This window comes from Mucilaginibacter robiniae (assembly GCF_012849215.1).
GTDB lineage: Bacteria > Bacteroidota > Bacteroidia > Sphingobacteriales > Sphingobacteriaceae > Mucilaginibacter > Mucilaginibacter robiniae.
The window spans coordinates 4,774,751-4,800,577 of record NZ_CP051682.1 but is presented as its reverse complement, the minus strand read 5'-3'; the positions used below and the strand labels follow the sequence as shown (position 1 = coordinate 4,800,577).

Sequence of the window (25,827 nt, the reverse complement as noted above, 5' to 3'; positions counted from 1 at the left end):
CATAAGTTTGATTAATGTACTATGCTTAGAAATAACATTAAAATAGCTTGGCGGAATCTTAAAGCCAAAAAGTTTTTTACCTTTTTAAATGTAATAGGGTTAGCTGTAGCCATTAGTTGTTGTACGCTAATTTATTTATACATCAGCTACAATCTGAGCTTTGATAGTTACCATAAACAATCTCAAAACATTTTTCGTCTGGTAACTGAATTGCATTTAGAAAAGGAAGAGTATGAAAAAGGTTCATCTTACGCCGAATACAAAGCGTTAAAAACTGAAACATCACAAGTAATGCAAGCTGCTTTTGCGGTTGATGGGCAAAGCTTTATTATAAATGTAAGTGGCAATTCTAATAAGCGTTTTAAAGAAGAAAAAAACACCACCTTTATTACATCAGATTGGTTTAAGTTATTTTCTTATAAATGGCTTGCTGGTAGTGCCAAACAACTGGATAAACCCAGCATGGTGGTGTTACGGCAAAAAATAGCTTTAAAATATTTTGGTTCAACCCATGTTGTGGGGAAGGTGCTTTCAATTAATAATCAGCTCATTACCATAGCAGGTGTTGTGGCTGATGAACCTTATAATACAGACTTAAAATCCGATTTGTACCTTTCGTTGAGTTCTCTTCGTTCATTAATTCCCTTATACGATAAAAACTTTTACACTGATTGGGGCTATATCAATTCAACTAATGCGGGTTTTATACAGTTACATGATGCTAATCAGAAAGATGCTGTAGAAGAACAGATTATTGAGCTGGCTAAAAAGCACGCCTGGGGAGATGGATTAAAATACTTTACTTTTAAGCTATTACCTTTAAAAGATATACATTTTGATGTTCGTTACGGTGGCACGGTTCAGCAAATATTGTTGTTAAACCTGCTCATCATTGGCTTGCTGATTATTACGATCGCCATAATAAACTACATTAATCTGGTAGTTGCCCAACAAACGCAAAGAGGAACTGAAATAGCTACCCGTAAAGTATTAGGAGGTTCTGCACGACATATTTTTACGCAATTTATGGTGGAAGCTTTACTAAGTTGTGTGATTGCTTTGATAGTAGCTGGTTTGATGGTTTTGTGGATGTTGCCTGCGGTTAATCATTGGCTATTTACTGATGAACCTGTTCATATACTTTCTTATACCAATTTATGTTTGTTTATAGGGCTGTTACTACTTGCAATTACTATAGGTACTGGCATTTATCCGGCATTGGTATTGAGCCGGGTAAGTATAGCGCAAGCGTTAAAAAACAATGTGTTTAACTTGCCGGTAAGTTTGGGCCGTAAAATACTGGTTGGTTTTCAAAACACGATAACACAAATTCTTATTATTTGTACCATCATCATTATTGCACAAGTACATTTTTTAAAAAGCACAGATATCGGATTTGACCGTCAGTTGATCGTCACGATGCCTTTAGGTCAGCTTTCTGCCTCCCAGAAAGAACAATGGAGAGAACGCCTGCACCAGATGCCGGCTGTGCAATCATTCAGCTTTTGTAATAATGCACCAGCCAGTAATAGTCAGCGTGGAGCCACAGTACAGTTTGACAATCGTTCGAAGTGGGAAAGTTGGCCTGCTCGTTTTGCCATTGGCGATTCGGCGTATTGCCATACGTTTGGCTTGCATCTGATTGCCGGAAGAAACATGCGTAATAGCCAGCCTACACCAGAGTTTTTAATTAATGAAACTATGGCCTCTAAGCTGGCGGGGAAAAATAAGTTTGATGTAGTTGGCAAAAAGCTAACCGCCGGTGATGTAAAAGGCGTGATAGTAGGGGTAGTAAAAGATTTTAATGTCAAATCGCTTATTGAACCTATAGAACCTTCAATCATATTGGAAACTGATTTTCTACAAACTAATTTGGCAGTAAAGCTATCTGGTAATCAGCTTTCAACAACCCTCACCACTTTGCAAAAGGAATATGAACGTATTCTACCTGACCAAGTATTTAGTTATCAATTTATAGACGAACAAATTGCTAAGCTGTACAAAAAAGAAAATATCCAGCAGAAGTTAATATGGGCATCAGCTATAGTAGCTATTGGTATTAGCTCGGTAGGCCTATTAGGGTTAATCTCGTTAATTGTTTTGCAGCGTACCAAAGAAATCGGCATACGCAAAATACTTGGTGCATCTGTAGCTCAAATAAGTTTGCTTCTATCACAAGATTTTTTGGGCATGGTACTACTGGCATTCTTAATTGCCTGCCCTATATCCTGGTGGCTGATGAATAAATGGCTACAAAACTTCGCCTACCATATTCACCTAAGCTGGTGGTTTTTTGTATTAGCTGGCAGTATTGCGAGCTTAATAGTAGCTACTATAATAGGTTTTCAATCCATAAAGGCGGCTATAACTAACCCGGTAAAAAGTTTAAGAAGTGAATAAACGATAATATTAACCTTATCATAACATGATTAAAAACTATTTAAAAGCTGCCTGGCGCAGTGTGCTGCATCATAAAACAACATCATTAATTAGTATTGTGGGTTTGGCATTAGGTGTAACCTGCTTTTTGTTGTTGGCAACTTACCTGATTAATGAATTGCGTTATGATCGTTTCCATCAGTTTGCCGATCGTATTGTACGTACGGACATGAATTATAAAGCGGCTGGCGATGCAGTAACTAATAGCACGGCATTAACACCTACAGCACCGGTGCCTGTGTTTAAACAGGAAATAACAGAGATAGAAGATGGGGTGAGGATTTATGATTACTCCGGATCTGGACCAGCTTCTGTAAAGTATAAAGACAAACTGTTCAATGAAACCCCCATGTTGGTAGCTGATGAAGCGTTTTTTAAAATATTCAGCTTTAAATTTCTTGCTGGTAATCCCGCTACTGCACTAGCTAATCCTCAATCAGTAGTAATTACCGCAGCTGTCGCTAAGAAGTATTTTGGTGATGAAAATCCAATTAGTAAGGTGCTAACCGTAAAAGGTATACGGGACATGATGGTAACTGGGGTAATTGAAAATATACCCGCTTATTCGCAAATCAAGTTTGATTTAATGGGCACTTACTCCATGCTTGACCGATCTAAAACTCGCGAGTGGAGTTCCGCAAATGATTATTCGTATTTGTTGCTTAAACCAGGTGTTGATTACCATCAGGTGGAAAGAAAGATGAACGCCTATGTAAAAGGTTTATTTAAAAATGAGCAGGCCGAGGGTGGTAAAAACTGGTACACGCTTGAACCATTAACCAGCATTCATTTACATAGTAAGGTAGGTGACGCTTTAGAAATAGCCGGTAATAGTACGCAAGTGTATATACTAGGTATGATTGCCTGTATATTGTTGCTAATGGCTTGTATTAACTTTTTAAATCTGGTTACGGCTCGTTCGGTAGATCGCGCCCGCGAAATTGGTGTGCGGAAGGTTATGGGGGCTGTAAAAGGTCAGCTATTCACCCAATTCATGATGGAAGCTGCTTTAATTACAGCAATATCCATTATACTAGGTGTAGCTACTGCCGGCTTGAGCTTTGGATGGTTTAGTAATTTTGCCATGCGGCAAATAGGTTTTTCTACCTGGAATATAGCGTGGCTTGTTGTTTTACTCTTCGGTTTACTGGTGTTGGTTACCTTTTTAGCAGGTATTTATCCTGCGTTATACATGTCAGCATTTAAACCCATAACAGCGTTGAGCAGTAAACCGCGACAAGGCAATACTAAAGGTGTTAGTCTGCGTAAATCGCTGGTGGTTGTACAGTTTTTAGTGTCTGTGTTTTTTATAGTCAGCACTTTAATTGCTGGTCGGCAGTTGCAGTACATTCAACAAGTGGATACTGGTATAAACCGCTCGCATGTTGTGGTAATAAACACCGGAGGGATGAACTACAATGATTTGGAGGCTTTTAACGGACAGGTAGTACAGCAACCTGGCGTTGTGCAATCTACAGCTTCTTATGATTCGCCGGTAAATGTGGGAGGGGGGTATAGTATTACCGGTGCCACAGGCAAGCCTGCTAATTATGCGCTATCTGTAACAGCAATTCCGGTGGAACGAAACTTTGTACCAACTTTGGGTTTACGCTTGATAGCAGGTGCAAATTTCACCTACGGTGATGAACAACAAGTGCGATCACAGACTAACCAGAATGAGCCGGTTTATGCTTTTATTATTAATGAAAGTGCAGCTAAAGCAATGGGGTGGCACCCCCCCGAAGCAATAGGTAAAATCATCGCCCTAAGCAACCGCAGAGGGGAAGTACGAGGGGTAACGAAAGATTTTAATTTTTCTTCCTTACACCAAGCCATCAAGCCTATTGTAATTTTTCCTGATTATAATTGGTTTGGTAAAATCTTAATTAAGGTATCTGATAAAAACATTAGTCAAACTATTGCGGGCATTCAAAAAAGATGGAAAGCTTTTTATCCCAACAAACCATTTGAGTTTCATTTTCTGGATCAGGAATTTGATGAAATGTACAGCAATGAGCAGCAAGTTGGCAGCATCCTGACAATGTTTACCGTAATAACCATATTTATTTCTTGTTTGGGCCTGTTTGGTTTGGCCGTATATATGGTCAAGCAACGGGTAAAAGAAATAGGCATTCGTAAAACTCTAGGTGCAAGTGTCAGTAATATACTTACCCTCATCGCTGCCGACTTTTTAAAGCTGGTATTTATTGCTATTCTGTTAGCCTCACCTATAGCTTGGTTTGTAATGAATAAATGGTTGCAAGATTTTGCTTACCGCGTTCATGTAAGTGCCTGGTTATTTGCTCAGGCGGCTGTGTTAACTATAGCTATTACTCTGCTAACTATAGGCTTTCAATCTATAAAAGCAGCCATTGCTAACCCTGTGAAAAGCTTGCGTAGTGAGTAGGAGAGTGACTAGGCTATTATGAAAATGGCTTTACCAGTATGCTGGTAAAGCCATTTTCATTTACTCACTGATGCGTTTCACCTGCTTTACCCTGTACTGTATCACTACCGTACAATCCTGTTACACATCCGCACAGGATTATGATTGTTGAATATAATATAATTAATTGTTTATCAATTAGTTAATAATTTGGTACAAAATTCACATTAGGTAATGCATATTAGCAATACATTATTTCAACTATGCTATCACTAAAACAAATTTCTAAATATTACCAAAACGGCGGCACCAAAGCTTATGTGCTCAACAAAATCGATCTGGATATAGACAAAGGTGAGTTCGTTTCCATCATGGGGCCGTCTGGCTCTGGCAAATCTACCTTGCTGAATATCATCGGTATGCTTGATCAGCCATCTGAAGGTTATCAATACTTTTTAGGAGAACCTGTACACCAGTTGAAAGAAAAACAACGGTCGGCTCTGTACAAGCAAAATATTGGTTTCGTTTTTCAGGCCTATCATCTGATTGATGAATTGACTGTGTATGAAAACATCGAAACACCATTGATCTATCAAAATGTTAAAGGCGCCGAGCGAAAGGCTTTAGTAGCCGATATTTTGGACCGGTTTAATATAGTGGGTAAAAAAGATTTGTTTCCGGCACAGCTTTCGGGCGGTCAGCAGCAGTTGGTAGGTATAGCCCGCGCATTGATTGCCAAACCTAAACTATTGCTGGCTGATGAACCTACTGGTAACTTAAACTCCAAACAAGGCGAGGAAATTATGGAGCTTTTCTGCAAGTTAAATAAAGAGGACGGCGTAACCATTATACAGGTAACACATTCCGAAAAAAATGCACAATACGGAACTCGTATCATTAATCTGCTGGATGGCAAAATCGAATCTTCATCTATTTTGTAACAACGACGATGCGCTATCTACATGCCTATATTTTATCAATAGCTGTTTTCCTAATCGGCGGCTCGTGCTATGCTCAAGATCCTGCCGATTCAGTTTATACGCTGCAACAATGTATTGACATTGCTATCCGCAATAACCTGGATGTGAAAAAAAGCGAATTGCAGATGGAAACTGACCGGGTGTACTGGCAGCAAGCCCGTGAAAGTTTGCTGCCTACCTTTAATGGTAATGTTACGCATACGATAAGTAACGGTCGTAGCCAGGATCCAACCACCTATAATTATGTAAATAACCAGATTACTTTCGCACAGTATAACTTAAATGGCAACCTAATTTTATTCAATGGGTTGAATTTACAAAACACCATCAAACGTTATTCTTTAGCTTACCAAGCCGGTAAAATGGATTTCCAGCAGGCTAAAGACCAGATTACATTGAATGTAATTACTACTTATTTACAGGTGTTAAACAACCAGGATTTACTAACGCAGAGCAATAACCAGGTTGCAGTATCACAAAAACAAGTTGAACGTTTAGCTATACTCAATGAAAGCGGCAGCATTCCACCCTCGCAATACTATGATTTAAAAGGTCAGTTAGCGAATGACCAGCTTGCAGTAATTGATGCCAGGAATGCCTTATATGCTGCCAAACTAAACCTGCTGCAAATCATGAACGTGATGTTTGATAAAGAAATCAAATTTCAACGCTTATCGGCTGGTGAGGTACCTGGCAGTCAGTACACGCTTTCAGCAGGCGAATTGTACCAAAAATCTTTAGCTAATTTAGCACTGGTGAAGGCCGCTGATTTACGTATGCAAAGCACCCAAAGCGAAATTAAAGCTGCTAAAGGAACATTATTTCCGGTAGTATCATTATCCAGTACATTAACTTCAAATTACTCCAGCACTTTGTTAAATAGTAGTGGAAATACCACAGGCTATTTGGATCAAATTAAAAACAATTATAGCCGCTATACCAGCATTGGCATTAGCATCCCAATTCTGAATGGGTTTCAAAATCGTAATAGGGTAGCGTTGGCTAAAATTGACTATCTGAATGCTAAATATACCAATGAAACCACCAAAATACAGCTCAAACAAAATGTGGAACAAGCCTATGTAAACATGACTGCAGCTTATGACCGATACGAGATTTTAACCCAGCAGGTGGAGGCATTTGCAGAATCTTTTCGTACGGCTGAAGTAAGGTTTAATGCCGGCGCACTTACTTCCGTAGATTATCTGGTATCAAAGCGGTATATGGATAATGCCCGCACCAATTTAATCAGTGCGCGATATGATTATTACATCCGCACCAAGATACTGGATTACTATCAAGGTAATATGTCGTTATAAGCTGTACATAAAATGATTACTTTTGTGCAAACTTGATACACAATTCCTATGAAAAAAGTAATGTTTCTATTGGCAGCCGCTATGTTGTTTTCAATGATGGCATCGGCACAATTATTACCCACTTTCCAATTTGGTGTAAAAGCAGGGGCAAATTTGTCGCATTTCTCAACCGAGAACACTTTAAGCAGTGATAGTCGTGCTGGATTTCTGGGCGGTTTTTGGGCTAGGGTAGGTGGTGCAGGCTTGCATTTTCAGCCTGAGTTATACTATACCAGTAAAAATGTAGATGTGAAAAGCAGTGCAGGTATAGTAAATGATGCTAGTTTTAAAAGTATTGATTTACCGTTGTTAGTAGGTACTCGTATTGGCGCTCTGGGTGTAGGTGCACGTTTTAATACCGGTCCGCTTATATCATTTGCCATTGATAAAGACCAAAGCACAGGTGCGGCTTTTTCTAACGCCACTCATTTAAATTATAAAGACCAGAACTATGCCTGGCAGTTTGGCGTGGGGCTGGATGTGCAAAAAATTTCGTTTGACTTGCGTTATGAGCTGGGTTTAAACAAAATCAGCAACAACTATGGTGATAAAACCCGTATCAACATGTTTAACCTAACTGTTGGCTATCGCCTGTTCTCCTTATAACTGGCGTAAAACATTTTCATTGGTGTTTGAATTATAAAATTTATGACACCTATCTTAACCTCCCTGCTAGATAATGATTTTTATAAAATTACAATGCAGCAGGGAGTTACTAAGCTTTTTCCATACGCCAAAGCTCGCTACCAATTTATCAATCGTGGGCATCACCAGTTTCCGCCAGGCTTCGCCCAAGCATTACGGCAAGCTGTTGATAGTATGGCTGGCTTAAAGCTAACCGCTGCCGAAAAGCAGTTTCTGCAAAGCAAGTGCCCTTATCTTGATCCGGTTTACCTGGATTTTCTGGAAAGTTATTGCTATAATCCTGCTGAAGTAGTTATTGAGCAGCAAGGTTTTGATTTGAAAGTGAGCATTGAAGGCTACTGGTATCGTACCATATTGTGGGAAGTACCTATTATGGCGTTAATCTGTGAGCTATATTACCAGCTAAATCATATTGCCAGAATCAACGATCAGGAAGTAATTGATCGTACTACTGCCAAATTTGAAAAATACAAGCAATTAGGCGTCACCGTAGCCGACTTTGGCACGCGCAGGCGTCATTCTTATCAAGTACAGCAATTGGTTTTACAAGCCTTGCAACCATTCGGGCCAGCTACCTTTGTGGGCACCAGTAATGTACATTTAGCAGAGCAGTATAAAATTACACCTATAGGTACTCATGCGCATGAATGGTTTATGTACCATGCAGCGCATTATGGTTACCGTATGGCCAACGCTATGGCCTTACAGCATTGGGCAGATGTTTACCGTGGAGATTTGGGCATTGCTCTTTCAGATACCTACACAACTGAAGTGTTTTTCAGGCAGTTTGATAAAATGTTTTCAAAGCTGTTTGATGGCGTAAGGCATGACAGTGGAGATGCTATAGAGTTTGCTCAAAAGGTGATTAATCATTACCAGAGCTTAGGCATCAATCCACAATCCAAAACCATTATTTTTTCTGACGCGCTGAATTATGATAAGGTAGCCCGTATAGCTGAGTTCTGCCAAAATAAAATAGGCATGTCTTTCGGTATCGGTACAAATCTTACCAATGATGCTGGGCCAACAGCCATGAACATTGTAATTAAAATGACCGAAGCGCAGGTAAGTGGCGAATGGATACCAGTAGTTAAACTATCTGATGAGCATGGTAAATATACCGGTGATAACCATATGATAGCGCAAGCAAAAGATATCCTCCACATTCCATAAAAGGAAACCCTGATCGGCTTAAAATTATACGCTCTGAAATAATTTAAACTATACCCATTAGCATTTGTTGAAGAAATACATTTAACCAATAGATAATATTTTAAATTAAACAAAAACTTATGAAAGCAGCAGTGTTTCACAAACCTGGCGACATCAGCGTAGATACCGTTGACGATCCAAAAATTGAAGAGGCAGGCGATGTCATCTTAAAAGTAACTTCTACAGCCATCTGCGGTTCAGATTTACATATTCTGGATGGTGGTATCCCACAAACCAAAGACCTGATTATGGGCCACGAGTTTATGGGCATTGTTGAAGAAGTAGGTCCATCTGTAAAGAAACTAAAACGTGGCGACCGTGTAGTGGTACCATTCCCCATTGCTTGCGGGCATTGCTTTTTCTGTACCCACGGCGCTTCGCCACATTGCGAAAATTCTAATCATGAACATTATGGTCCGCAGGGCGATTTGTTAGATCATAAAGGTGGTGCCTTATATGGCTATACCGATTTGTATGGTGGTTATTCTGGTGGTCAAGCCGAGTATGTGCGTGTGCCTTATGCCGATGTGAGTCCGCGTATTGTTCCTGACAATTTAACCGACGAACAGGTGCTTTTTTTAACTGACATTTTCCCAACCGGCTGGTCAGCTATTGATTGGGCACAAATGAAGGGCGGCGAGGTAGTAGCTATTTTCGGTTCGGGCCCTGTAGGTTTGATGGCGCAGAAATCAGCTTGGTTGAACGGTGCAAGTCGTGTAATTGCTATTGACCCGGTAGAGTATCGTTTGAAAAAAGCTCGTGAAACGAACAAAGTAGAAACGCTGAACCCGAATGAGGTGGACGTAGTACAAGCCATTCGCGATATGACTGGCGGCCGCGGTGCTGACGTTTGCGTGGATGCTGTAGGCTTCGAAGCTAATCGTTCGTTCCTGGAAAAAATTAAAGCTACCGTGAACTTTGAAAAAGGAACGGTCAAAGTAATGGAAATGTGCTTTGAAGCGGTTCGTCGTGGCGGTACAGTAACCGTAGTAGGTGTATATGGTACGCCTTATGATAACTTCCCGGTACACCGTATGTTCGACAAAGGTATCACTATCAAACAAGGTCAGGCGCCGGTGTTAAACTACATTGATCACCTGATTGATTTGATTAAGCAGGAAAAGGTAGTGCTGGATGATATCATATCGCATAAATTACCACTTGATCAGGCTACACATGCCTACAACATTTTCAAAAATAAAGAGGATGATTGTACCAAAGTGGTGTTAAAGCCGCATGCATAGTGATTAACTTTTAAATACGACCAATAAAAAAGCATCAAGGAATATCTTGATGCTTTTTTATTGGTCGTATAGTTGTGTTATTTTTAAGCGTGTTCTATAACTGCATCTAACGTAGTATCATGTTTATAACGGAATACAAACGGGAAAATAACAGCAATTACCAGCGCATAGGCGGCAAAACAAAGCCATATGCCATGCCAGTTTTTACTCTGATCGGCTAAAGTAAAGTATTTATCAATGATGATACCACTGGCCATGCTGCCGAAGAATGCACCAAAACCGTTCACCATCATCATAAATAAGCCCTGTGCACTGCCACGTATTTCAGGAGTTGTTTCTGTTTCAACAAACAGCGAACCGGAAATGTTAAAGAAATCGAAAGCCATACCATACACAATGCATGATGAAACGATCATCCATAAACCTCCCGCCGGATTACCAAAGGCAAACAAACCGAATCGTAATACCCAAGCTAACATACTAAATAACATTACGTATTTGATGCCAAACTTCCTTAAAAAGTAGGGGATAGCCAGGATAAACAGCGTTTCTGATATTTGTGAAATAGACATGATAATAGCCGGATATTTCACAGCAAGCAGGTCCTGGTAAGCCGGTACGTTTTTAAAGTCATGGATGTAAGTATCGCCATAAGCATTAGTAAGCTGTAATGCGGCCCCTAAAAGCATGGAGAAAGCAAAGAAGATAGCAAACTTAGGGGTTTTAAATAAAGCGAAAGCATTTAAGCCTAGCGCATTAAACCAAGTTTTATTACCCGTTCTTTTTAACAAAGGCGGGCATTTAGGAAGACTAAATGAGTAAATGCCTAATATTAGGGCTACAGCGGAAGCAATATAAAACTGGTTGGGTGAGGTCTCATTATGTGTAAGGCTTACTGTCCAAAGTGCAGCAATAAAGCCGATAGTTCCCCATATACGAATAGGTGGATAATCCTTCACCACATTTAAATTGCTTTTTTTTAAAGCTGAATACGCTACAGTGATAGATAAAGATAGCGTAGGCATATAAAACAGCATGTTTAGTAATATTACCCAAAAGAAGGTTGTCGGATTGTTGACGAGTGGTAGGGTAAACAGCACTAATGCACCCAAGATGTGCATGGCACCGTACAATTTTTCGGCATTGATGAAGCGGTCGGAAATAATGCCGCTTAGTGTAGGCATAAATATGGCCGAAATACCCATAGTAGAAAAAATAGCCCCAAATTGTGCGCCTGACCAATGTTTATTTTGAAACCAGTAGGTTGCTATGGTAAGCAGCCATGATCCCCAAATAAAGAACTGCATAAAATTCATTACTATTAAGCGAAACTTAATATTCATACGTGTACCCGGATTTAAAACAAAAGTCAGTGTTAAAATAAAGACGGAAAGTAGCGAATAAATGCGAAATCAGAAACTATAAAATTGATTAGGCACATAGAAGATAATTAGGAGCGTACTTAGTACACCCCTAATAAAAATAGGATAACAGCTGGCAAAATAGCTAATCCTATTCTAGTTAGTTTAAAATAAACAGCTTTTAAGAAGCTTTACGTTTATTCAGTTCATCTCTGATTTTAGCGGCCTTTTCATAAGCTTCTTCATTCAATGCGTCCTGCAATTTGGTTTTTAGTTCATCAACACTTAACGAGGTGTAACCTGCAGCTGCTGATGACGCGGAGGGTTTCTCTTCTGCAGCTTCGGCAATGTTTTCCAGGTAAACAAAATCGTTACCTTCAATTACAATGCCGGCAGTAGATAAGATAAACTCATGGGTGTAAATAGGGCACTCAAACCTTACAGCCATAGCAATGGCATCTGATGTGCGGGCGTCAATCTCAGAAGTTTTCTTACCATCTGAGCAGATAAGTTTGGCGTAAAATATACCATCTACCAGGTTATAAATGATAATTTCCTGCACGTTGATGTTAAAGGCTTGCGCAAAATTTTTAAACAAATCATGGGTAAGCGGACGGCTGGGCGTCATCTTCTCAATTTCAATCGCTATAGCCTGTGCCTCAAAACTGCCAATGATGATTGGTAACCGGCGACGGCCATTTACCTCGCCCAAAACCAATGCATAAGCACCCGATTGTGTTTGGCTGTAAGATAAGCCTACTATATCGAGCTTTATTTTTTTCATGTTATTACCCATCACTCTAAAAAACGTGTTAAATTGTACAGCATTATTTGTGCCGTAATTAGCAGTTAGCACATCCGTTTGGTTAACTAAATTTCTATATCCTCATTAGGGAAAGACAATTTTGTTGATGAGCTGCTTACAATATTCAATAGCACGTTTTAGCAGAACATCAACCGCAAGTTATACCTTTGCTAATTGTTGTACCCGTGTGCAAATGTTGAATACATACTTACTAACAGGTACAAATTTAACTAAAATACACATAGTTTTAAAATGCAGGTTAACCGATTACAGAAGCTGTTGGAGTTTTTGGAGAATGAGCCAAATGATGAGTTTTTACAATATGCGCTAGCTACCGAATACATGCGCCTTAATGAAACTGACAAAGCTTTGCAGTATTATGAAAAGCTGATAAATGAACATCCTAACTATATAGGGACCTATTACCATTTAGGCAAATTGTATGAAACATTAGGCCGTAAGGATGATGCTGTTGCTACTTATCAGAAAGGGATGCAGGTAACCCGTCAGCAACATGATAATCATGCTTATTCTGAACTGCAATCAGCCTACAACCAGGCTACAGGTATGTTCGATGATGATGATGACGAGTAAAATATGATTCGGGTAAATCCTGAAGCCTGCCATTATTACAGCATATTGAAGTTTAATTCAATGTTTGAACAACTTATTAGTTATTGATTCACTATCAATCCTCAGCATTTGAAAAAGCGGCAGTTGTTATTTTTACGGGATACGTTGGTTTTTACATTCACAACGTTTGGCGGTCCGCAAGCGCATATTGCCATACTGCTGCGCGAGTTTGTAGAAAAACGTAGGTACATTACCGAAGCGGAGTTGATGGAGTTGAACGCGCTGGCACAAATGCTACCCGGCCCCGGTTCAACCCAAACGCTTATCGGTGTAGCCTGGAAGGTTGGCGGCCTTAAATTGGCTATTGCCACTTTTCTGGTGTGGGTACTGCCTTCTGCCATTATTATGGGAGCGGCTGCTATAGGATATCAAACTTTCGCTGCCCGCGGGCGGGTAGAAGAGGTGTTGCGCTTTTTACAGCCGGCAGCAGTCGGCATTGTGGCTTATGCTACCGTTGTTTTTGCTCAGAAGTTTTTGAAAACTAAAGTACATACCTGGCTGGCCATCAGCTCGCTCATAGCGACGTTAATACTGCGGAATCCTTATGCTTTTCCGTTGCTTATACTATTGGGCGGTATTATATCGTCGGCATTGGAAACCCAACCGGCTGAAGATGCACTTCGTACTAAGTTATACGCCAATGTTAATCCCAATAAAGTAGGTTATTTTCTAGGTATCCTGTTGTTTTTTGCCGCTTTAGGTGCTCTTATTAATCGTACCTCACCATTTAGTTTGCCCGTACGCTTATTCGAAAACTTTTACCGCAATGGTATTTTAATTTTTGGTGGCGGACAGGTGCTGGTACCCTTAATGTACACCGAGTTTGTTGAACTGAAACATTATTTGACTGAAGCAGAGTTTTTGTCGGGCTATGCACTACAACAAGGTTTACCCGGACCCACATTTGCATTTACGTCATTTTTGGGCGCAATAAGTTTAGGCAACAATGGTTACGGCTTATGGGGCCAAATTCTGGGTAGTGTAGTGGCTGTTGTCGGTATCAATTTACCCGGACTAATTTTAATTCTATTTATTGTACCATTCTGGGAAGATTTACGAAAAATTACCCGCATTAGAAATTCACTAAGCGGTATCAACGCCGTATCGGTAGGGTTTATGGCTACAGCCTTTATCTCGCTAATGAGGCCTTTCGGCACTAATTGGATGGCCTATGGTGTAATGGCTGGTGCCTTCTTGCTGTTATACTTTACCAAAATAAAAACGCCCATATTAATTATACTGGGCATTGTTTTGGGATTGTTATTTTAGATTTAGAAAGGTGGCTCATCATCCATATCATCCATGCGCGATGGCCTTGTGATGATGTTGCCAGGATTGCTATCAAAGCCCGCTGATGGAGTCAGCCCTGTAAAGGCATTACCGCTTGGCGGTGGCAAATAACTATCCATGCTTTGTTCTAAATCGGCAAACTTCACGTACTTGCCTACGAATTTTAATCGAACTCGGCCAGTTTCACCGTTACGGTGTTTGGCAATAATTATTTCACCAACACCTTGAGTCGGGTTGTTGTCTTCATCAAACTCCAAGCCATAGTATTCAGGCCGGTACAGGAACAATACCATATCCGCATCCTGCTCGATAGAACCGGATTCACGCAAGTCGGACAGCATAGGGCGTTTTGACCCACCAGGGCGGTTTTCAACGGCACGGCTCAACTGTGAAAGGGCAATTACAGGTACGTTCAATTCCTTAGCTACCATTTTCAGGGAGCGCGATATACTACCAATTTCCTGCTCACGGTTACCGCCGCCTTTGCCGTCGGTTTTACCAGTCATGAGTTGCAAGTAGTCGATAATGATGAGCTGAATATCGTGTTGTGATTTTAAGCGACGGCATTTAGCCCTAAATTCAAAAATGTTTAAGCCTGGTGTATCATCAATAATGATAGGGGCTTGTTCCAGTCTGCCAATTTTAGAGTGAATTTGTTGCCATTCCCACTCTTCCATCTTACCTTTACGGATTTTTTCCTGCTCAATTTCAGCCTCGCCCGAAATCAGACGATTAACTAACTGAACAGACGACATTTCGAGTGAGAATACCGCTACTGGTTTATTAAAATCGACTGCCGCGTTACGGGCACAACTTAACACAAACGCCGTTTTACCCATTGCCGGACGAGCCGCAATAATAACCAAATCTGAACGCTGCCAGCCTGAAGTCATACGGTCCAGCTCGGTAAAGCCGGTACCAATACCTGTTAAGCCGTCTGTTTTATTTTTTAAGGACTCAATTTCTCGTAAGCTTTCCTGCATTAAATCGTCCATCTTACGCGAATCGCGGCGAAGGTTACTTTGTGCAATTTCAAACAAGTTCTTTTCAGCCTTATCTAACAGCTCCAGAACGTCGGTAGTATCTTCATAGGCAGTATTAATCACATCGGTTGAAATACGGATCAGTTCGCGCTGTATGTATTTTTGAATGATGATGCGCGAGTGATACTCAATATTGGCTGCCGAAGCTACCCGGTTGGTAAGTTCAGTAATATAAAAAGGACCACCAATCATTTCCAGTTCACCTTGCATACGTAACTGCGCAGTAACTGTTAAAATATCTACCGGCGATGTTTTTTCAAACAGGGTACGGATGGCAGAAAAGATCTTCTGGTGTGCCTCTACATAAAAAACTTCTGGCTTCAATACATCAATTACCGATGATAGAGCGTCTTTCTCCAACATCAGAGCACCCAAAACGGCCTCTTCCAAATCACGTGCTTGTGGTGGTAGTTTACCCAATGTACTTGCCTGCGAGGTGTAACTCTTGGTGCGGCGATCGCCATTAGTCCGGTTGCTGTTCTCAAAAATCATACTGAACAAAAATATTTAAAAACCACGGCCTTCGTTCATGCCTGATGCTGCTAGTTGCTAACAAAACGTTGTGGAAAATTTATATGGCTGATTTTAAACTGGTTGATAAAATAGCTTTGTGTTTCTTCAACAAAAATCAAGAGTGGCATGCCTGGCTCAACTAAAATAAATATAGTTACTTTTGCAGCCTTATTTTTAATTTATGTCGGGTAATTTCAGGCCAAAGCGGGAAAATAATCAAATGGTTTTTGGTATCAGGGCTATCATTGAGGCTATTATTGCCGGAAAAGAGATAGAAACACTTTATATACAACGCGGACTTACCGGTGCCTTATATCAGGAGCTAAAGGATGTAATGCAGCAACATCAGCTTTCGGCGCAGTTTGTTCCGATAGAGAAACTGAACCGTTTAACACCTAAAAACCATCAGGGTGCTGTGGCTGTAATTTCGTCCATCATTTACCAGAAGATTGAAAACATTATTCCGGAAATTTTTGAAAAAGGCGAAGTTCCGCTTATCCTGATTTTAGATAGTATTACCGATGTACGTAATATGGGAGCTATAGCCCGTACGGCCGAATGTGCCGGCGTTCATGCTATTGTAATACCGGGTAAAGGTTCAGCGCAAATCAATGCAGATGCGATTAAAACTTCAGCTGGCGCTTTATATAAAATACCGGTTTGCCGCCATGATAATTTTATGCAAACGATACGTTTTATTCAAGAATCAGGCTTGCAACTGGTTTGCTGCACCGAAAAAACGCAGGATTATATTTATAAACCTGACTATACTGCACCTACCGCTGTTATTATGGGGTCGGAAGAAGACGGCATTCGTAACGACTTGATCCGCATCTCTGATCATTTAGCCAAAATACCTATGTACGGTGAAATTGAATCACTCAATGTATCCGTATCAGCTGGTATTATTTTATATGAGGCCGTAAGGCAGCGGCAGTAAAATTGTGCTTTGCCTTGTAAGCTATATGCCCTTGTATAATAAGTTTTATTAACAATTTTAATATTCTTCAGCTAAAAATTTTATGTATAAGTATTTACTAATTATTGTAATAACTGGTTGGTGTTCTTCTGCATGCAAGAAGGAGAAAAATGATATGCAAAGTTTGTTAACTAGCAAACAATGGAAAAAGGCACATGTAGATACTAATCCAAGTAGTATTCCTCAATTTCTTACGGTAGGATATGTACCTGTAGCATCATGTGAAGAAGATAATACCTACAAATTCAATAGTAATGGTAAATTACAGGTGAATAGTGGATCAAAGCATTGCGATGATAAGGAAGCTAAAAATGAAAGTTTGAATTATACAGTTGATTTTACTAATAAAAAATTAGTTATCAATGGGGTGAGTTACACTATTATTGAAATAACCTCTACTCAATTAAAATATTATTTAGATGTACCATCTTATACAGGCTACCAAGGTGGACCAATTTATCTATATAGCCACTAGTACCGTAGTTTAATGAAAAGTAAATACCAAATACTCGATTTAAGTATTTGGTATTTATGTTAGGATACAACAACAGAGAGTGCTGCTATTTTATAACTACCATTTCTCTGCTGGTATGATTTAAGCGTATTAAATGTATTTAGTACCAAATTTTTGCTTCACATCGGCTACTACTTGCTTTACGTTTTGCTCCTGATCGCGCGGGCAAATGAGCAGGGTATTGTTTGATTCTACCACAATGTAGTCATGCAAGCCTTGCAGTACCACCAGTTTTTCATCAGGCACGTTTACCATGCAGTTAGATGAATCGTACATAATTACTTTTTCGGCTGGTATTACGGCATTGCCTACATAATCTTTTTCAGCTAATTGGTAAATAGAGGCCCAGGTACCCAGGTCAGACCAGCCAAACTCTGATGGCAACACATAAACGTTTGCTGCTTTTTCCATAATACCATAATCAATTGAGATGTTAGTACATTGCTGGTAAGCAGTGTTAATATGATTTCTTTCGTCTTCGGTGTTGTAAACGGAACGTGCTTCGGCAAAGATTTCGTGCATATCTGGCAAATGTGTACCAAAGTTGCTAATGATTGTTTTAGCCGACCAAACGAAAATACCTGCATTCCACAAGAAATCGCCGCTTTGAATAAAAGTTTTAGCGATATCCAATGTCGGCTTTTCAGTAAATGTTTTTACCTTATGGAACTGTCCGTCAATTACTTCATCGGTGTATTGTATATAACCATAACCGGTATCAGGACGTGAAGGTTTGATACCTAAAGTAATCAGGCAGTTATTATTTTGTGCTGTTTGTAATGATTGTTCGATAGATTTTACAAAGCCTGCTTCATCTAATATCAGGTGATCGGATGGTGCTACAACAATCACAGCATCCGGATTCATGCTTTCAATTTTAAAGCAGCCGTAAGCCACACAAGGAGCTGTATTACGCATTACTGGCTCGGTGAGTATCTGTCCATCGGTCATGTCAGGCAGTTGGCTTTTCACCAGCTCAGCATAGCTCTCATTAGTTACTACATAAATATTTTCTTTAGGGCAAATCTTCAAAAAACGATCATAGGTATTTTGAATAAGTGTTTTTCCGGTACCTAATATATCGATGAATTGCTTGGGAAATGAGGTGCGGCTAATAGGCCAAAAACGGCTTCCGATACCACCAGCCATGATGATAGCATAATAGTTTTTGTTCATGTCAAATGTTTGATAAGTTGATGTAAGTAATATAGCTGTCAAAAATGAAAAAATAAATTAAGTTTTATAATAATTTTAGAGTATATTTAGTTTAGAATAATGTTAGCAAAAATCATTAAACATTAATATTTTCTTTACGTACTACCGTCTGAATAGGAAAATTTGTTATTTTGAATTTTGTTAGCAACAACTCCATATTGTATTACTCAAAATGATTGAAATTAAAAAATCGCTCTTCGATAACCTGCAAAATTTTTTCGGATTTGATAATTTTAAAGGCGAACAGGAGGCGATTATTACCAACATACTTGCCGGTAATGATACTTTCGTGATTATGCCAACCGGCGGCGGCAAATCAATGTGTTACCAACTGCCCGCCTTAATGACTGAAGGAACCGCAATTGTTATATCGCCGCTGATAGCCTTAATGAAAAATCAGGTTGACCAACTGAGGGCATTTTGTAATTCTGACAGCGTAGCGCATTTCTTAAATTCATCTTTAACAAAATCAGAAACAGCCAGAGTTAAAGAAGACGTACTGGCTGGTAAAACCAAACTGTTATACGTAGCTCCCGAATCATTAACTAAACAAGACAATATTGACTTTTTACGCCTGAATAAACTATCATTCGTTGCTGTTGATGAAGCACATTGTATTTCAGAATGGGGACATGATTTCAGACCAGAATACCGTAAAATACGCCAAGTAATAAGCAATTTAGGTGAAAATATCCCAATTATAGCTCTAACGGCTACTGCAACGCCAAAAGTTCAGCACGATATTCAGAAAAACCTACAAATGAATAATGCCACGGTTTACAAATCATCCTTTAACCGGGCAAACTTGTACTATGAAGTGCGTGCCAAGCGCAACGTGTTAAAAGAGATTATCAAGTTTATTAAGCAGAATGCTGGCAAATCAGGTATCGTATATTGCCTGAGCCGCAAGAAAGTAGAAGAAGTAGCCGAAGCATTAAACTTGAATGGTATTAAGGCACTGCCTTACCATGCGGGCTTGGATGCCAAGGTGCGTGCCGAAACGCAGGACAAATTCCTGATGGAAGAGGTGGAAGTAATTGTAGCTACCATTGCCTTCGGTATGGGTATTGATAAGCCAGATGTTCGTTATGTAATACACCATGATGTGCCTAAGAGTATGGAAGGGTACTATCAGGAAACCGGACGTGCCGGACGTGATGGTGGTGAAGGGGTATGTGTGTCTTTCTACTCTGAAAAAGATGTAGACAAGCTGCAAAAGTTTATGAAGGATAAACCAGTTTCAGAACGCGAAATTGGTACACAGATATTAAAAGAAGTAATTGATTACGCTGAATCATCTGTATGTCGTCGTAAACAGATACTGCATTACTTTGGGGAAGATTATGATGCTTCAAGCTGTAATAGCATGTGCGATAATTGTGCCTCACAACGTCAGTTTTTTGATGGTGAAGCTCAACTCCATCGAGCCCTTAGCTTGATTAAACAACTAGGAGAAAAGTTTGACGATCACCATGTCGTAAGCGTATTAATGGGACAGGATGGTCCGCAGGTACATCATTATGACCACCATTCACTTAGCGTGTTTGGATCAGGTAAAGAAGATGGTGAAAACTTATGGAAATCACTGCTACGCCAAGCTTTATTAGACAACTTCTTGTCAAAAGATATTGATCAGTATGGTTTATTACGCTTAACCGATAAGGGGCATGACTTTTTAGAAAACCCCTACAGCATTCGTTTTGTATTGAACAAACCTATTGAAGCGGCTGATGATGATGATACAGAAGAAGGCCCTAAACAAGGTAGTGGCGCACTAGATACGCAGTTGCTGCAAATGCTGAAAGATTTGCGCAAGAAAATTGCCAAACAAAAGAATGTACCACCATTTGTCGTATTCCAGGATCCTTCGTTAGAAGAGATGTGTACGCATTATCCGGTATCAACCGATGAGTTGAAACAGATATCTGGCGTTGGTGCTGGCAAGGCTTCCAAGTTTGGTGCGCCTTTTATTGAGCTGATTAAAAAGTATGTTGAAGATAACGACATTGATCGCCCGGTAGATATGGTGATTAAGAGCGCTGCCAACAAATCGGCTTTGAAAGTTTACATTATCCAGAATATTGACCGTCATTTAGATTTAGAAGATATTGCAGCTTCTAAAGGATTGAATTACGAGGAAATTTTGCGTGAGGTAGAATCTATTGTTAACTCAGGTACTAAATTGAACCTGAACTATTACATTGATGAAGTAATTGATGAAGACAAGCAGGATGAGGTGTATGACTACTTCCGTTCTGCCGAGGTAGATTCTATAGATGATGCTTTGGTTGACTTAGGTGTAAACGATTATACCCGCGAAGAAATACAACTGATGAGAATTAAGTTCATGTCAGAGCTAGGGAACTAGCAATTGGTTATTCGATAATAAAAGAGCCGGCTTTATAGAAAGCCGGCTCTTTTTTATTTAGCAATAATCTTGAACTCCGTACGGCGGTTTTGACTACGGTTTTCTTCCGTCGTATTGGGTGCTATAGGTTGCAGTTTACCATAACCTTTATAAACTAGCCGATCAGCCGCAACTCCGTGAGTAATCAAGTACTGATATACAGCTTTTGCACGGTTTCCTGACAAAATGAGATTAACTTGATCGTTACCAACGTTATCCGTGTAACCCGCAATTTCAATCCGCACGGCTGGATTCAGCTTCATAAAATCCATTAACTTTTCTAATGCTGATTCTGATTCAGGTTTAAGCGTGTATTTATTGGTATCAAAGAAGATGTTCTTTAAAATGGCTTTCTTACCAATTTCAATTGGATCGAGCGCAATATCAATCTGATAAGGTTTACCAGATTGGTGATCTTTTAAAGAAAAGTTTTCCGAGTAAAAAAGATAGCCATTTTTCGTGATGGTAAGCCCGTAGTTTTTACCTACCGGTAAAGTAGCCAGAAACTCACCGTGGGCTGCCGATGTGTAATTTTGATAGACAGTTTGGTTCTTTTCCAAATCAACAATCTCAACCGCTGCATCAATTGGCTGTTTGTTTAACCCGATGGCAACAGTACCTTTTACATACGTAACCAGGTGTGGTCTGGCTGCTTCGGGTAATTCAAAGGTGTAAATATCAAAGCCACCATAGCCAGATAGCGTATTGGAAGCAAAGAATGCGTATGTGCCATTTGCCGTGATGCTCATGCCATTTTCATCACCACTGGAATTAATGGGATAACCCAAGTTTTGTGGCTTTTGCCACTTACCATCTTTACCTAAACGGCTTACAAATAAGTCTTTATTGCCCATTCCCGGCCATCCATTTGAACAGAAGTACATGGTACTATCATCAGGGTGTATAAAAGGCGATTGCTCATCGAGTGGCGTGTTGATATTCGGTCCCAGGTTTTCAGGCTGTGTCCAGCCAGTGTTAGTTAACCGGCATTTATAAATATCATACCCGCCATAGCCACCTTTACGGTTGCTCACAAAGTATAAGGTTCGGCCATCGGCACTGATAGACGGTTGTGACTCCCAAGCAGGACTGTTTATAGGTGCGCTCAAGTTAAAAGGTTTATTCCAGTCGTCACCTTTTTTTTGCGTTACATAAATATCACAACGGCCTAAACCATCGGGCCGGTTACAACCGGTAAAAAACAAGTACTGTCCATCTTGCGATATAGACTGAGCACCTTCATTATATTCAATTGTATTAATTTGCTTGCTCAGGTAAGTTGCATTGGTCCAGTGCTTATCCTGTTTCTGACTTTTAAAAAAATCTTCGTTGTTATTTACTTTACGCGTAAAAATTAACGTGTTTTCATCAGCCGTAGATACCGGTAAATACTCATCATTAGCCGTATTAATTTCGGGCCCTAGGTTCACCGGCTTAAAAGGAACTGGATGTTTCAAAGCATCTATACTGAAAACACAATCGCTGATTAGCTTACGGGCATAATGCTGGTTTTCGGGAGTGGAATTAGGATAGGTAAGATATTTTTCCAGATGTTGCTGTGCTTGGCTATAATCAGCTAAAGATACCTCAGACTCACCCAACTTTAAATAAACTGCGCGGCTAAACTCTGGATTTAACTGAATTACTTTCCGGAACTGTTCTATAGCCTGCTTGTACTGTTGTTGTAATTTAAACAGATCGCCTAGCTGTGCATGAGCTTCCGTGAAATTATCGTCGGCAGCAATGGCGCTTTGCAGATAGGTAATAGCCTCGGGTAAATTGCGCCGGTCTAAACTGCCATTTGCTTTTTGGTAATAAGTAATAGCCGAGCTATTACTGGTACTATATAATTTGTTCTGCCCTTTAGCGGTTAAAGCCGATACCAAACATAAGCTTACACATAAAGCCCAATATTTCATTACACAAGATTTAGGTACTTTAATAACCATATAAACCTAAGAGAATACACTCCAACTTATTGTCCCTATATCTTTTCAGGTGATATTCTTTTATACGTTATTTAAGGTTCCTAAGATACAGCTTTTATGGAATGTCCATATACTTGTGCGTTTGCAGAGAAACCTCCCATTGCGGATTGTTCATTACATAATCAACAATCAATGGCGTCATTTCTTTAACTCTCGACCATTCGGGTTGTAAAAACAACTTGCATCCTGGAGAGACTGTTTTAGCATGCTGCTCAGCCCAGGCAAAGTCTGATTTGTTGAACACAATAACCTTGAGCTCATGAGCAGCAGCAGCAACTTCAGGCATTGGCGCTTTAAATTTTTTAGGCGACAGGCAAATCCAATCCCATTGGCCCGATAGCGGATAAGCACCCGAGGTTTCGATGAAAGTACGGATTTGCTGATTTTGTAGAGTGGTAGTCAGATAATCTAAGTTATAAATTAGCGGCTCGCCACCGGTTACTACTACGTTTTTAGCCGGATATTGAGCGGCGTGACTTACAATTGTGTCGGCTGATGTAAGCGGATGCTGTTCTGCATCCCAGCTTTCTTTTACATCGCACCAGGGGCAGCCCACATCACAACCACCTAACCTGATAAAGTAAGCGGCTTTGCCCGAATTATATCCCTCGCCTTGTATTGTATAAAACTCTTCCATTAAAGGAAGCTGTGTGCCGTCAGCCGGTATTACATGTGCCATAATCAATCCGCAAATATACGCAATATTAATACGGCAATAAATTTCTGTTTGTAGTATATATTTCCGATAATTACTTCAAAATGAGCGATATGAAAAAAGTTTACTTTTTTGTTATAATCAGCTTATGCATCTGCTGTAGTTCATGTGTTGATATTGTTGAAAGCTACAGCTTTAAAGCCAACGGTACCTGCAGTGTAGCCTATAACTTTGACATGAGTAAAGCGCTTTCTGTACTCATGAATTTGATGCCGGACTCCGTCATTGCTACGCAGGCCTTTGCAACCGTGAAGGATACTTCCATGAATTATTACAATGCTTTGCCCGATAGTACCCAGGCCAAAATGAGTAAGGAAGAAGCCGGACTAGCTAAAGCCAGCAACTTATCCGTAATAATGAACCTGAAACGGAGCGAAATGAAAGTAAGTATTAGCCATCAAGCTGCTTCCGCACGGGAGATGGAAGGTTACCTGCAACAACTATCCAAGCTGGCTGGCCATAACCAGCTTACCCGATCAGATAAAAACAATGAACGTTTTCAAGGTTTTGATGCCCAGCAGCTGATAGCAGGGCAAGATTGCTATACTTACGAGGTAACCTCTCATAAATTTTGCCGCATTATTGATAAAACCAAGTTTAACAACTTTCTCAGAAAAACACAATCAACCTTAGCCATGGCTCGTGCTATGCTGATTGACATGCCTTATAAGGTGGTGCTAAATTTTGCCAAGCCCATAAAAAAGTTAGACAATCCTAAAGCGGTTCTTTCAGCCGACCGCCGGCAGGTAACGTTGCGAACCAATATGGATGAAATCATCAAGAACCCCAATGTGATGAATTTGCGTATTGATTTTTAATTAACTATGCCTTGGTATAAAGTAGATGATCACTTCAATGCGGAGCATACGGGTATTGAAAAGATAAAAGTAGCCGGTAAAAGTATTTGCTTAGTTCAGCTGCAGCGAGAGGTCTACGCTTTAAGTGCTATTTGCCCGCATGCCGGAGCCGACTTGAGTAAAGGTTGGTGTACTAATGGACAGTTAACTTGTCCATACCACCGCTATGCTTATGATTTAACTACAGGCAGAGGTGCCGCCGGGCAGAATGATTATATAAATACCTACGCCGTTGAGGTACGGGAGGATGGTGTTTATGTAGAAGTAAATTCATGGCTGGACAAAATCAAAGGACTCGTTTAATCTTACCCAGCCATAAAGTTTGTTAATTATCTATTATGAATGCTGCACATCAGGGTACACCTGCTTGTTAGCCGAAGCCAAAGTATTTTGTAACAATCCTATAATCGTCATTAAACCTACACCGCCCGGAACCGGAGTTATCCAGGATGTTTTTGGAGCTACGTTTTCAAAATCAACGTCACCATACAATTTATATCCAGATTTGGTAAGGGTAGAGGTTTCACGGTTCATGCCTACGTCAATCACCACGGCACCTTCTTTCACCATATCTGCTGTGATAAAATTTTTCTTACCGATGGCGACAATCAATATGTCCGCATCTAATGTAAACTTTTTAATATCAGGCGTGCGGCTGTGGCAAATGGTTACGGTACAGTTACCTGGCTGTGTGTTACGCGCCATCAAAATACTCATGGGCGAACCTACAATATTGCTGCGGCCTACTACCACGCAATGCTTGCCGGCAGTTTCTACACCATATTCTTTCAGCATTAGGGTAATGCCGTAAGGAGTAGCCGGTATAAACGAAGGTAAATTACGTTGCATACGGCCCAAATTGATAGGATGGAAGCCATCTACATCTTTGCGGTGATCAATCTTTTCGGTTACTTTCTCCGGATCAATATGCTTGGGTAAAGGCAACTGTACAATAATGCCGTCAATATCTTCATCGGCGTTTAGCTCGGCTACCTTCAATAGTAGTTCAGCCTCGGTAACAATATCCTCATATCTCACCAGGGTTGATTTAAAGCCTACCTTTTCGCAGTTGCGCATTTTGCTGGCTACATAAGTTTCACTACCGCCATCATGGCCCACCAATACGGCTACCAGGTGCGGTTTGCGGCCACTGCGTTGCAGGTAATTGGCTGCTTGTTCGGCAATTTCAACTTTCAGTTTTTCGGATACGTATTTTCCGTCGAGTATTTGCATAAATGAGTAT

Annotated in this window: 21 protein-coding genes; 14 read left to right on the top strand and 7 right to left on the bottom strand. The window is 40.2% G+C overall.

The annotated features are described in order from the left end of the window. Positions 1-21: 21 nt before the first annotated feature. From HH214_RS21040 to HH214_RS21010, 7 genes are all read left to right on the top strand, one after another. Positions 22-2,400, top strand: a complete 2,379-nt coding sequence (locus tag HH214_RS21040) for an ABC transporter permease (protein ID WP_169610925.1) — start codon at positions 22-24, stop codon at positions 2,398-2,400. Between the two features lie 25 nt (positions 2,401-2,425). After that, on the top strand, positions 2,426-4,846 hold the full coding sequence (locus HH214_RS21035; RefSeq protein WP_169610924.1) for an ABC transporter permease: 2,421 nt from the start codon (positions 2,426-2,428) through the stop codon (positions 4,844-4,846). 242 nt (positions 4,847-5,088) lie between these two features. Continuing rightward, entirely contained in the window at positions 5,089-5,766 is a 678-nt protein-coding gene (locus tag HH214_RS21030) for an ABC transporter ATP-binding protein (RefSeq protein ID WP_169610923.1), read from the top strand. 8 nt (positions 5,767-5,774) lie between these two features. After that, a complete protein-coding gene (locus tag HH214_RS21025; RefSeq protein WP_169610922.1) occupies positions 5,775-7,124 on the top strand; it encodes a TolC family protein in 1,350 nt (449 codons plus the stop codon). A 48-nt stretch (positions 7,125-7,172) separates the two neighbouring features. Next, a complete protein-coding gene (locus HH214_RS21020; RefSeq protein WP_169610921.1) occupies positions 7,173-7,769 on the top strand; it encodes a porin family protein in 597 nt (198 codons plus the stop codon). 42 nt (positions 7,770-7,811) lie between these two features. Continuing rightward, positions 7,812-8,981: a nicotinate phosphoribosyltransferase gene (gene pncB, locus HH214_RS21015; protein WP_169610920.1), complete on the top strand. Its 1,170-nt coding sequence runs from the start codon at positions 7,812-7,814 to the stop codon at positions 8,979-8,981. Between the two features lie 119 nt (positions 8,982-9,100). After that, positions 9,101-10,264 (top strand): zinc-dependent alcohol dehydrogenase, encoded by a 1,164-nt coding sequence (locus HH214_RS21010; RefSeq protein ID WP_169610919.1) that lies wholly within the window; start codon positions 9,101-9,103, stop codon positions 10,262-10,264. A gap of 83 nt (positions 10,265-10,347) precedes the next feature. Here the strand turns inward: HH214_RS21010 and HH214_RS21005 are convergent, their stop codons facing one another. Continuing rightward, the gene (locus tag HH214_RS21005) at positions 10,348-11,607 is read right to left on the bottom strand and encodes a nucleoside permease (RefSeq protein WP_169610918.1); all 1,260 of its coding nucleotides are present in this window, start codon (positions 11,605-11,607) and stop codon (positions 10,348-10,350) included. A 199-nt stretch (positions 11,608-11,806) separates the two neighbouring features. Beyond that, positions 11,807-12,409, bottom strand: a complete 603-nt coding sequence (locus HH214_RS21000) for a bifunctional nuclease family protein (RefSeq protein ID WP_169610917.1) — start codon at positions 12,407-12,409, stop codon at positions 11,807-11,809. Between the two features lie 273 nt (positions 12,410-12,682). Here HH214_RS21000 and HH214_RS20995 point away from each other — a divergent pair, with 273 nt between their 5' ends. Beyond that, complete coding sequence (locus HH214_RS20995) at positions 12,683-13,024, top strand: heme biosynthesis protein HemY (RefSeq protein WP_169610916.1); 342 nt, start codon at positions 12,683-12,685, stop codon at positions 13,022-13,024. A 108-nt stretch (positions 13,025-13,132) separates the two neighbouring features. After that, positions 13,133-14,332 carry a chromate efflux transporter gene (gene chrA, locus HH214_RS20990; RefSeq protein WP_248282167.1) on the top strand — a complete coding sequence of 400 codons (1,200 nt, stop codon included), beginning with the start codon at positions 13,133-13,135 and terminating at the stop codon, positions 14,330-14,332. 2 nt (positions 14,333-14,334) lie between these two features. Here the strand turns inward: chrA and dnaB are convergent, their stop codons facing one another. Next, complete coding sequence (gene dnaB / locus HH214_RS20985) at positions 14,335-15,888, bottom strand: replicative DNA helicase (RefSeq protein ID WP_169610915.1); 1,554 nt, start codon at positions 15,886-15,888, stop codon at positions 14,335-14,337. 202 nt (positions 15,889-16,090) lie between these two features. Between dnaB and rlmB the strand changes: the two genes are divergently transcribed. After that, positions 16,091-16,849 (top strand): 23S rRNA (guanosine(2251)-2'-O)-methyltransferase RlmB, encoded by a 759-nt coding sequence (rlmB, locus tag HH214_RS20980; RefSeq protein ID WP_169610914.1) that lies wholly within the window; start codon positions 16,091-16,093, stop codon positions 16,847-16,849. Positions 16,850-16,931: 82 nt separating this feature from the next. Further along, positions 16,932-17,363: a lipocalin family protein gene (locus HH214_RS20975; protein WP_169610913.1), complete on the top strand. Its 432-nt coding sequence runs from the start codon at positions 16,932-16,934 to the stop codon at positions 17,361-17,363. 129 nt (positions 17,364-17,492) lie between these two features. Here HH214_RS20975 and HH214_RS20970 read toward each other — a convergent pair whose 3' ends face one another. Continuing rightward, positions 17,493-18,578, bottom strand: coding sequence for a mannose-1-phosphate guanylyltransferase (locus tag HH214_RS20970; RefSeq protein WP_169610912.1), 1,086 nt, complete (start codon positions 18,576-18,578; stop codon positions 17,493-17,495). A 214-nt stretch (positions 18,579-18,792) separates the two neighbouring features. Between HH214_RS20970 and recQ the strand changes: the two genes are divergently transcribed. After that, a complete protein-coding gene (gene recQ, locus HH214_RS20965; protein ID WP_169611245.1) occupies positions 18,793-20,985 on the top strand; it encodes a DNA helicase RecQ in 2,193 nt (730 codons plus the stop codon). A 53-nt stretch (positions 20,986-21,038) separates the two neighbouring features. Here the strand turns inward: recQ and HH214_RS20960 are convergent, their stop codons facing one another. Further along, a complete protein-coding gene (locus HH214_RS20960; RefSeq protein WP_169610911.1) occupies positions 21,039-22,943 on the bottom strand; it encodes an OmpA family protein in 1,905 nt (634 codons plus the stop codon). 124 nt (positions 22,944-23,067) lie between these two features. Next, complete coding sequence (locus HH214_RS20955) at positions 23,068-23,691, bottom strand: 7-carboxy-7-deazaguanine synthase QueE (protein ID WP_169610910.1); 624 nt, start codon at positions 23,689-23,691, stop codon at positions 23,068-23,070. Between the two features lie 212 nt (positions 23,692-23,903). Between HH214_RS20955 and HH214_RS20950 the strand changes: the two genes are divergently transcribed. Further along, positions 23,904-24,545, top strand: a complete 642-nt coding sequence (locus HH214_RS20950) for a hypothetical protein (protein WP_169610909.1) — start codon at positions 23,904-23,906, stop codon at positions 24,543-24,545. 6 nt (positions 24,546-24,551) lie between these two features. Then, on the top strand, positions 24,552-24,887 hold the full coding sequence (locus HH214_RS20945; protein WP_169610908.1) for a Rieske (2Fe-2S) protein: 336 nt from the start codon (positions 24,552-24,554) through the stop codon (positions 24,885-24,887). Positions 24,888-24,920: 33 nt separating this feature from the next. On the opposite strand, the gene HH214_RS20940 is transcribed toward HH214_RS20945, so the two are convergent. Then, positions 24,921-25,817, bottom strand: a complete 897-nt coding sequence (locus HH214_RS20940; RefSeq protein ID WP_169610907.1) for a bifunctional 5,10-methylenetetrahydrofolate dehydrogenase/5,10-methenyltetrahydrofolate cyclohydrolase — start codon at positions 25,815-25,817, stop codon at positions 24,921-24,923. Positions 25,818-25,827 lie beyond the last annotated feature (10 nt).

Excerpts from the sequence above, each read along its gene's own strand:
- HH214_RS21040 (WP_169610925.1), top strand. The coding sequence starts at position 22 with ATGCTTAGAAATAACATTAAAATAGCTTGGCGGAATCTTAAAGCCAAA.
- HH214_RS21035 (WP_169610924.1), top strand. The coding sequence starts at position 2,426 with ATGATTAAAAACTATTTAAAAGCTGCCTGGCGCAGTGTGCTGCATCAT.
- HH214_RS21030 (WP_169610923.1), top strand. The coding sequence starts at position 5,089 with ATGCTATCACTAAAACAAATTTCTAAATATTACCAAAACGGCGGCACC.
- HH214_RS21025 (WP_169610922.1), top strand. The coding sequence starts at position 5,775 with ATGCGCTATCTACATGCCTATATTTTATCAATAGCTGTTTTCCTAATC.
- HH214_RS21020 (WP_169610921.1), top strand. The coding sequence starts at position 7,173 with ATGAAAAAAGTAATGTTTCTATTGGCAGCCGCTATGTTGTTTTCAATG.
- pncB (WP_169610920.1), top strand. The coding sequence starts at position 7,812 with ATGACACCTATCTTAACCTCCCTGCTAGATAATGATTTTTATAAAATT.
- HH214_RS21010 (WP_169610919.1), top strand. The coding sequence starts at position 9,101 with ATGAAAGCAGCAGTGTTTCACAAACCTGGCGACATCAGCGTAGATACC.
- HH214_RS21005 (WP_169610918.1), bottom strand. The coding sequence starts at position 11,607 with ATGAATATTAAGTTTCGCTTAATAGTAATGAATTTTATGCAGTTCTTT.
- HH214_RS21000 (WP_169610917.1), bottom strand. The coding sequence starts at position 12,409 with ATGAAAAAAATAAAGCTCGATATAGTAGGCTTATCTTACAGCCAAACA.
- HH214_RS20995 (WP_169610916.1), top strand. The coding sequence starts at position 12,683 with ATGCAGGTTAACCGATTACAGAAGCTGTTGGAGTTTTTGGAGAATGAG.
- dnaB (WP_169610915.1), bottom strand. The coding sequence starts at position 15,888 with ATGATTTTTGAGAACAGCAACCGGACTAATGGCGATCGCCGCACCAAG.
- rlmB (WP_169610914.1), top strand. The coding sequence starts at position 16,091 with ATGTCGGGTAATTTCAGGCCAAAGCGGGAAAATAATCAAATGGTTTTT.
- HH214_RS20975 (WP_169610913.1), top strand. The coding sequence starts at position 16,932 with ATGTATAAGTATTTACTAATTATTGTAATAACTGGTTGGTGTTCTTCT.
- HH214_RS20970 (WP_169610912.1), bottom strand. The coding sequence starts at position 18,578 with ATGAACAAAAACTATTATGCTATCATCATGGCTGGTGGTATCGGAAGC.
- HH214_RS20960 (WP_169610911.1), bottom strand. The coding sequence starts at position 22,943 with ATGAAATATTGGGCTTTATGTGTAAGCTTATGTTTGGTATCGGCTTTA.
- HH214_RS20955 (WP_169610910.1), bottom strand. The coding sequence starts at position 23,691 with ATGGCACATGTAATACCGGCTGACGGCACACAGCTTCCTTTAATGGAA.
- HH214_RS20950 (WP_169610909.1), top strand. The coding sequence starts at position 23,904 with ATGAGTAAAGCGCTTTCTGTACTCATGAATTTGATGCCGGACTCCGTC.
- HH214_RS20945 (WP_169610908.1), top strand. The coding sequence starts at position 24,552 with ATGCCTTGGTATAAAGTAGATGATCACTTCAATGCGGAGCATACGGGT.
- HH214_RS20940 (WP_169610907.1), bottom strand. The coding sequence starts at position 25,817 with ATGCAAATACTCGACGGAAAATACGTATCCGAAAAACTGAAAGTTGAA.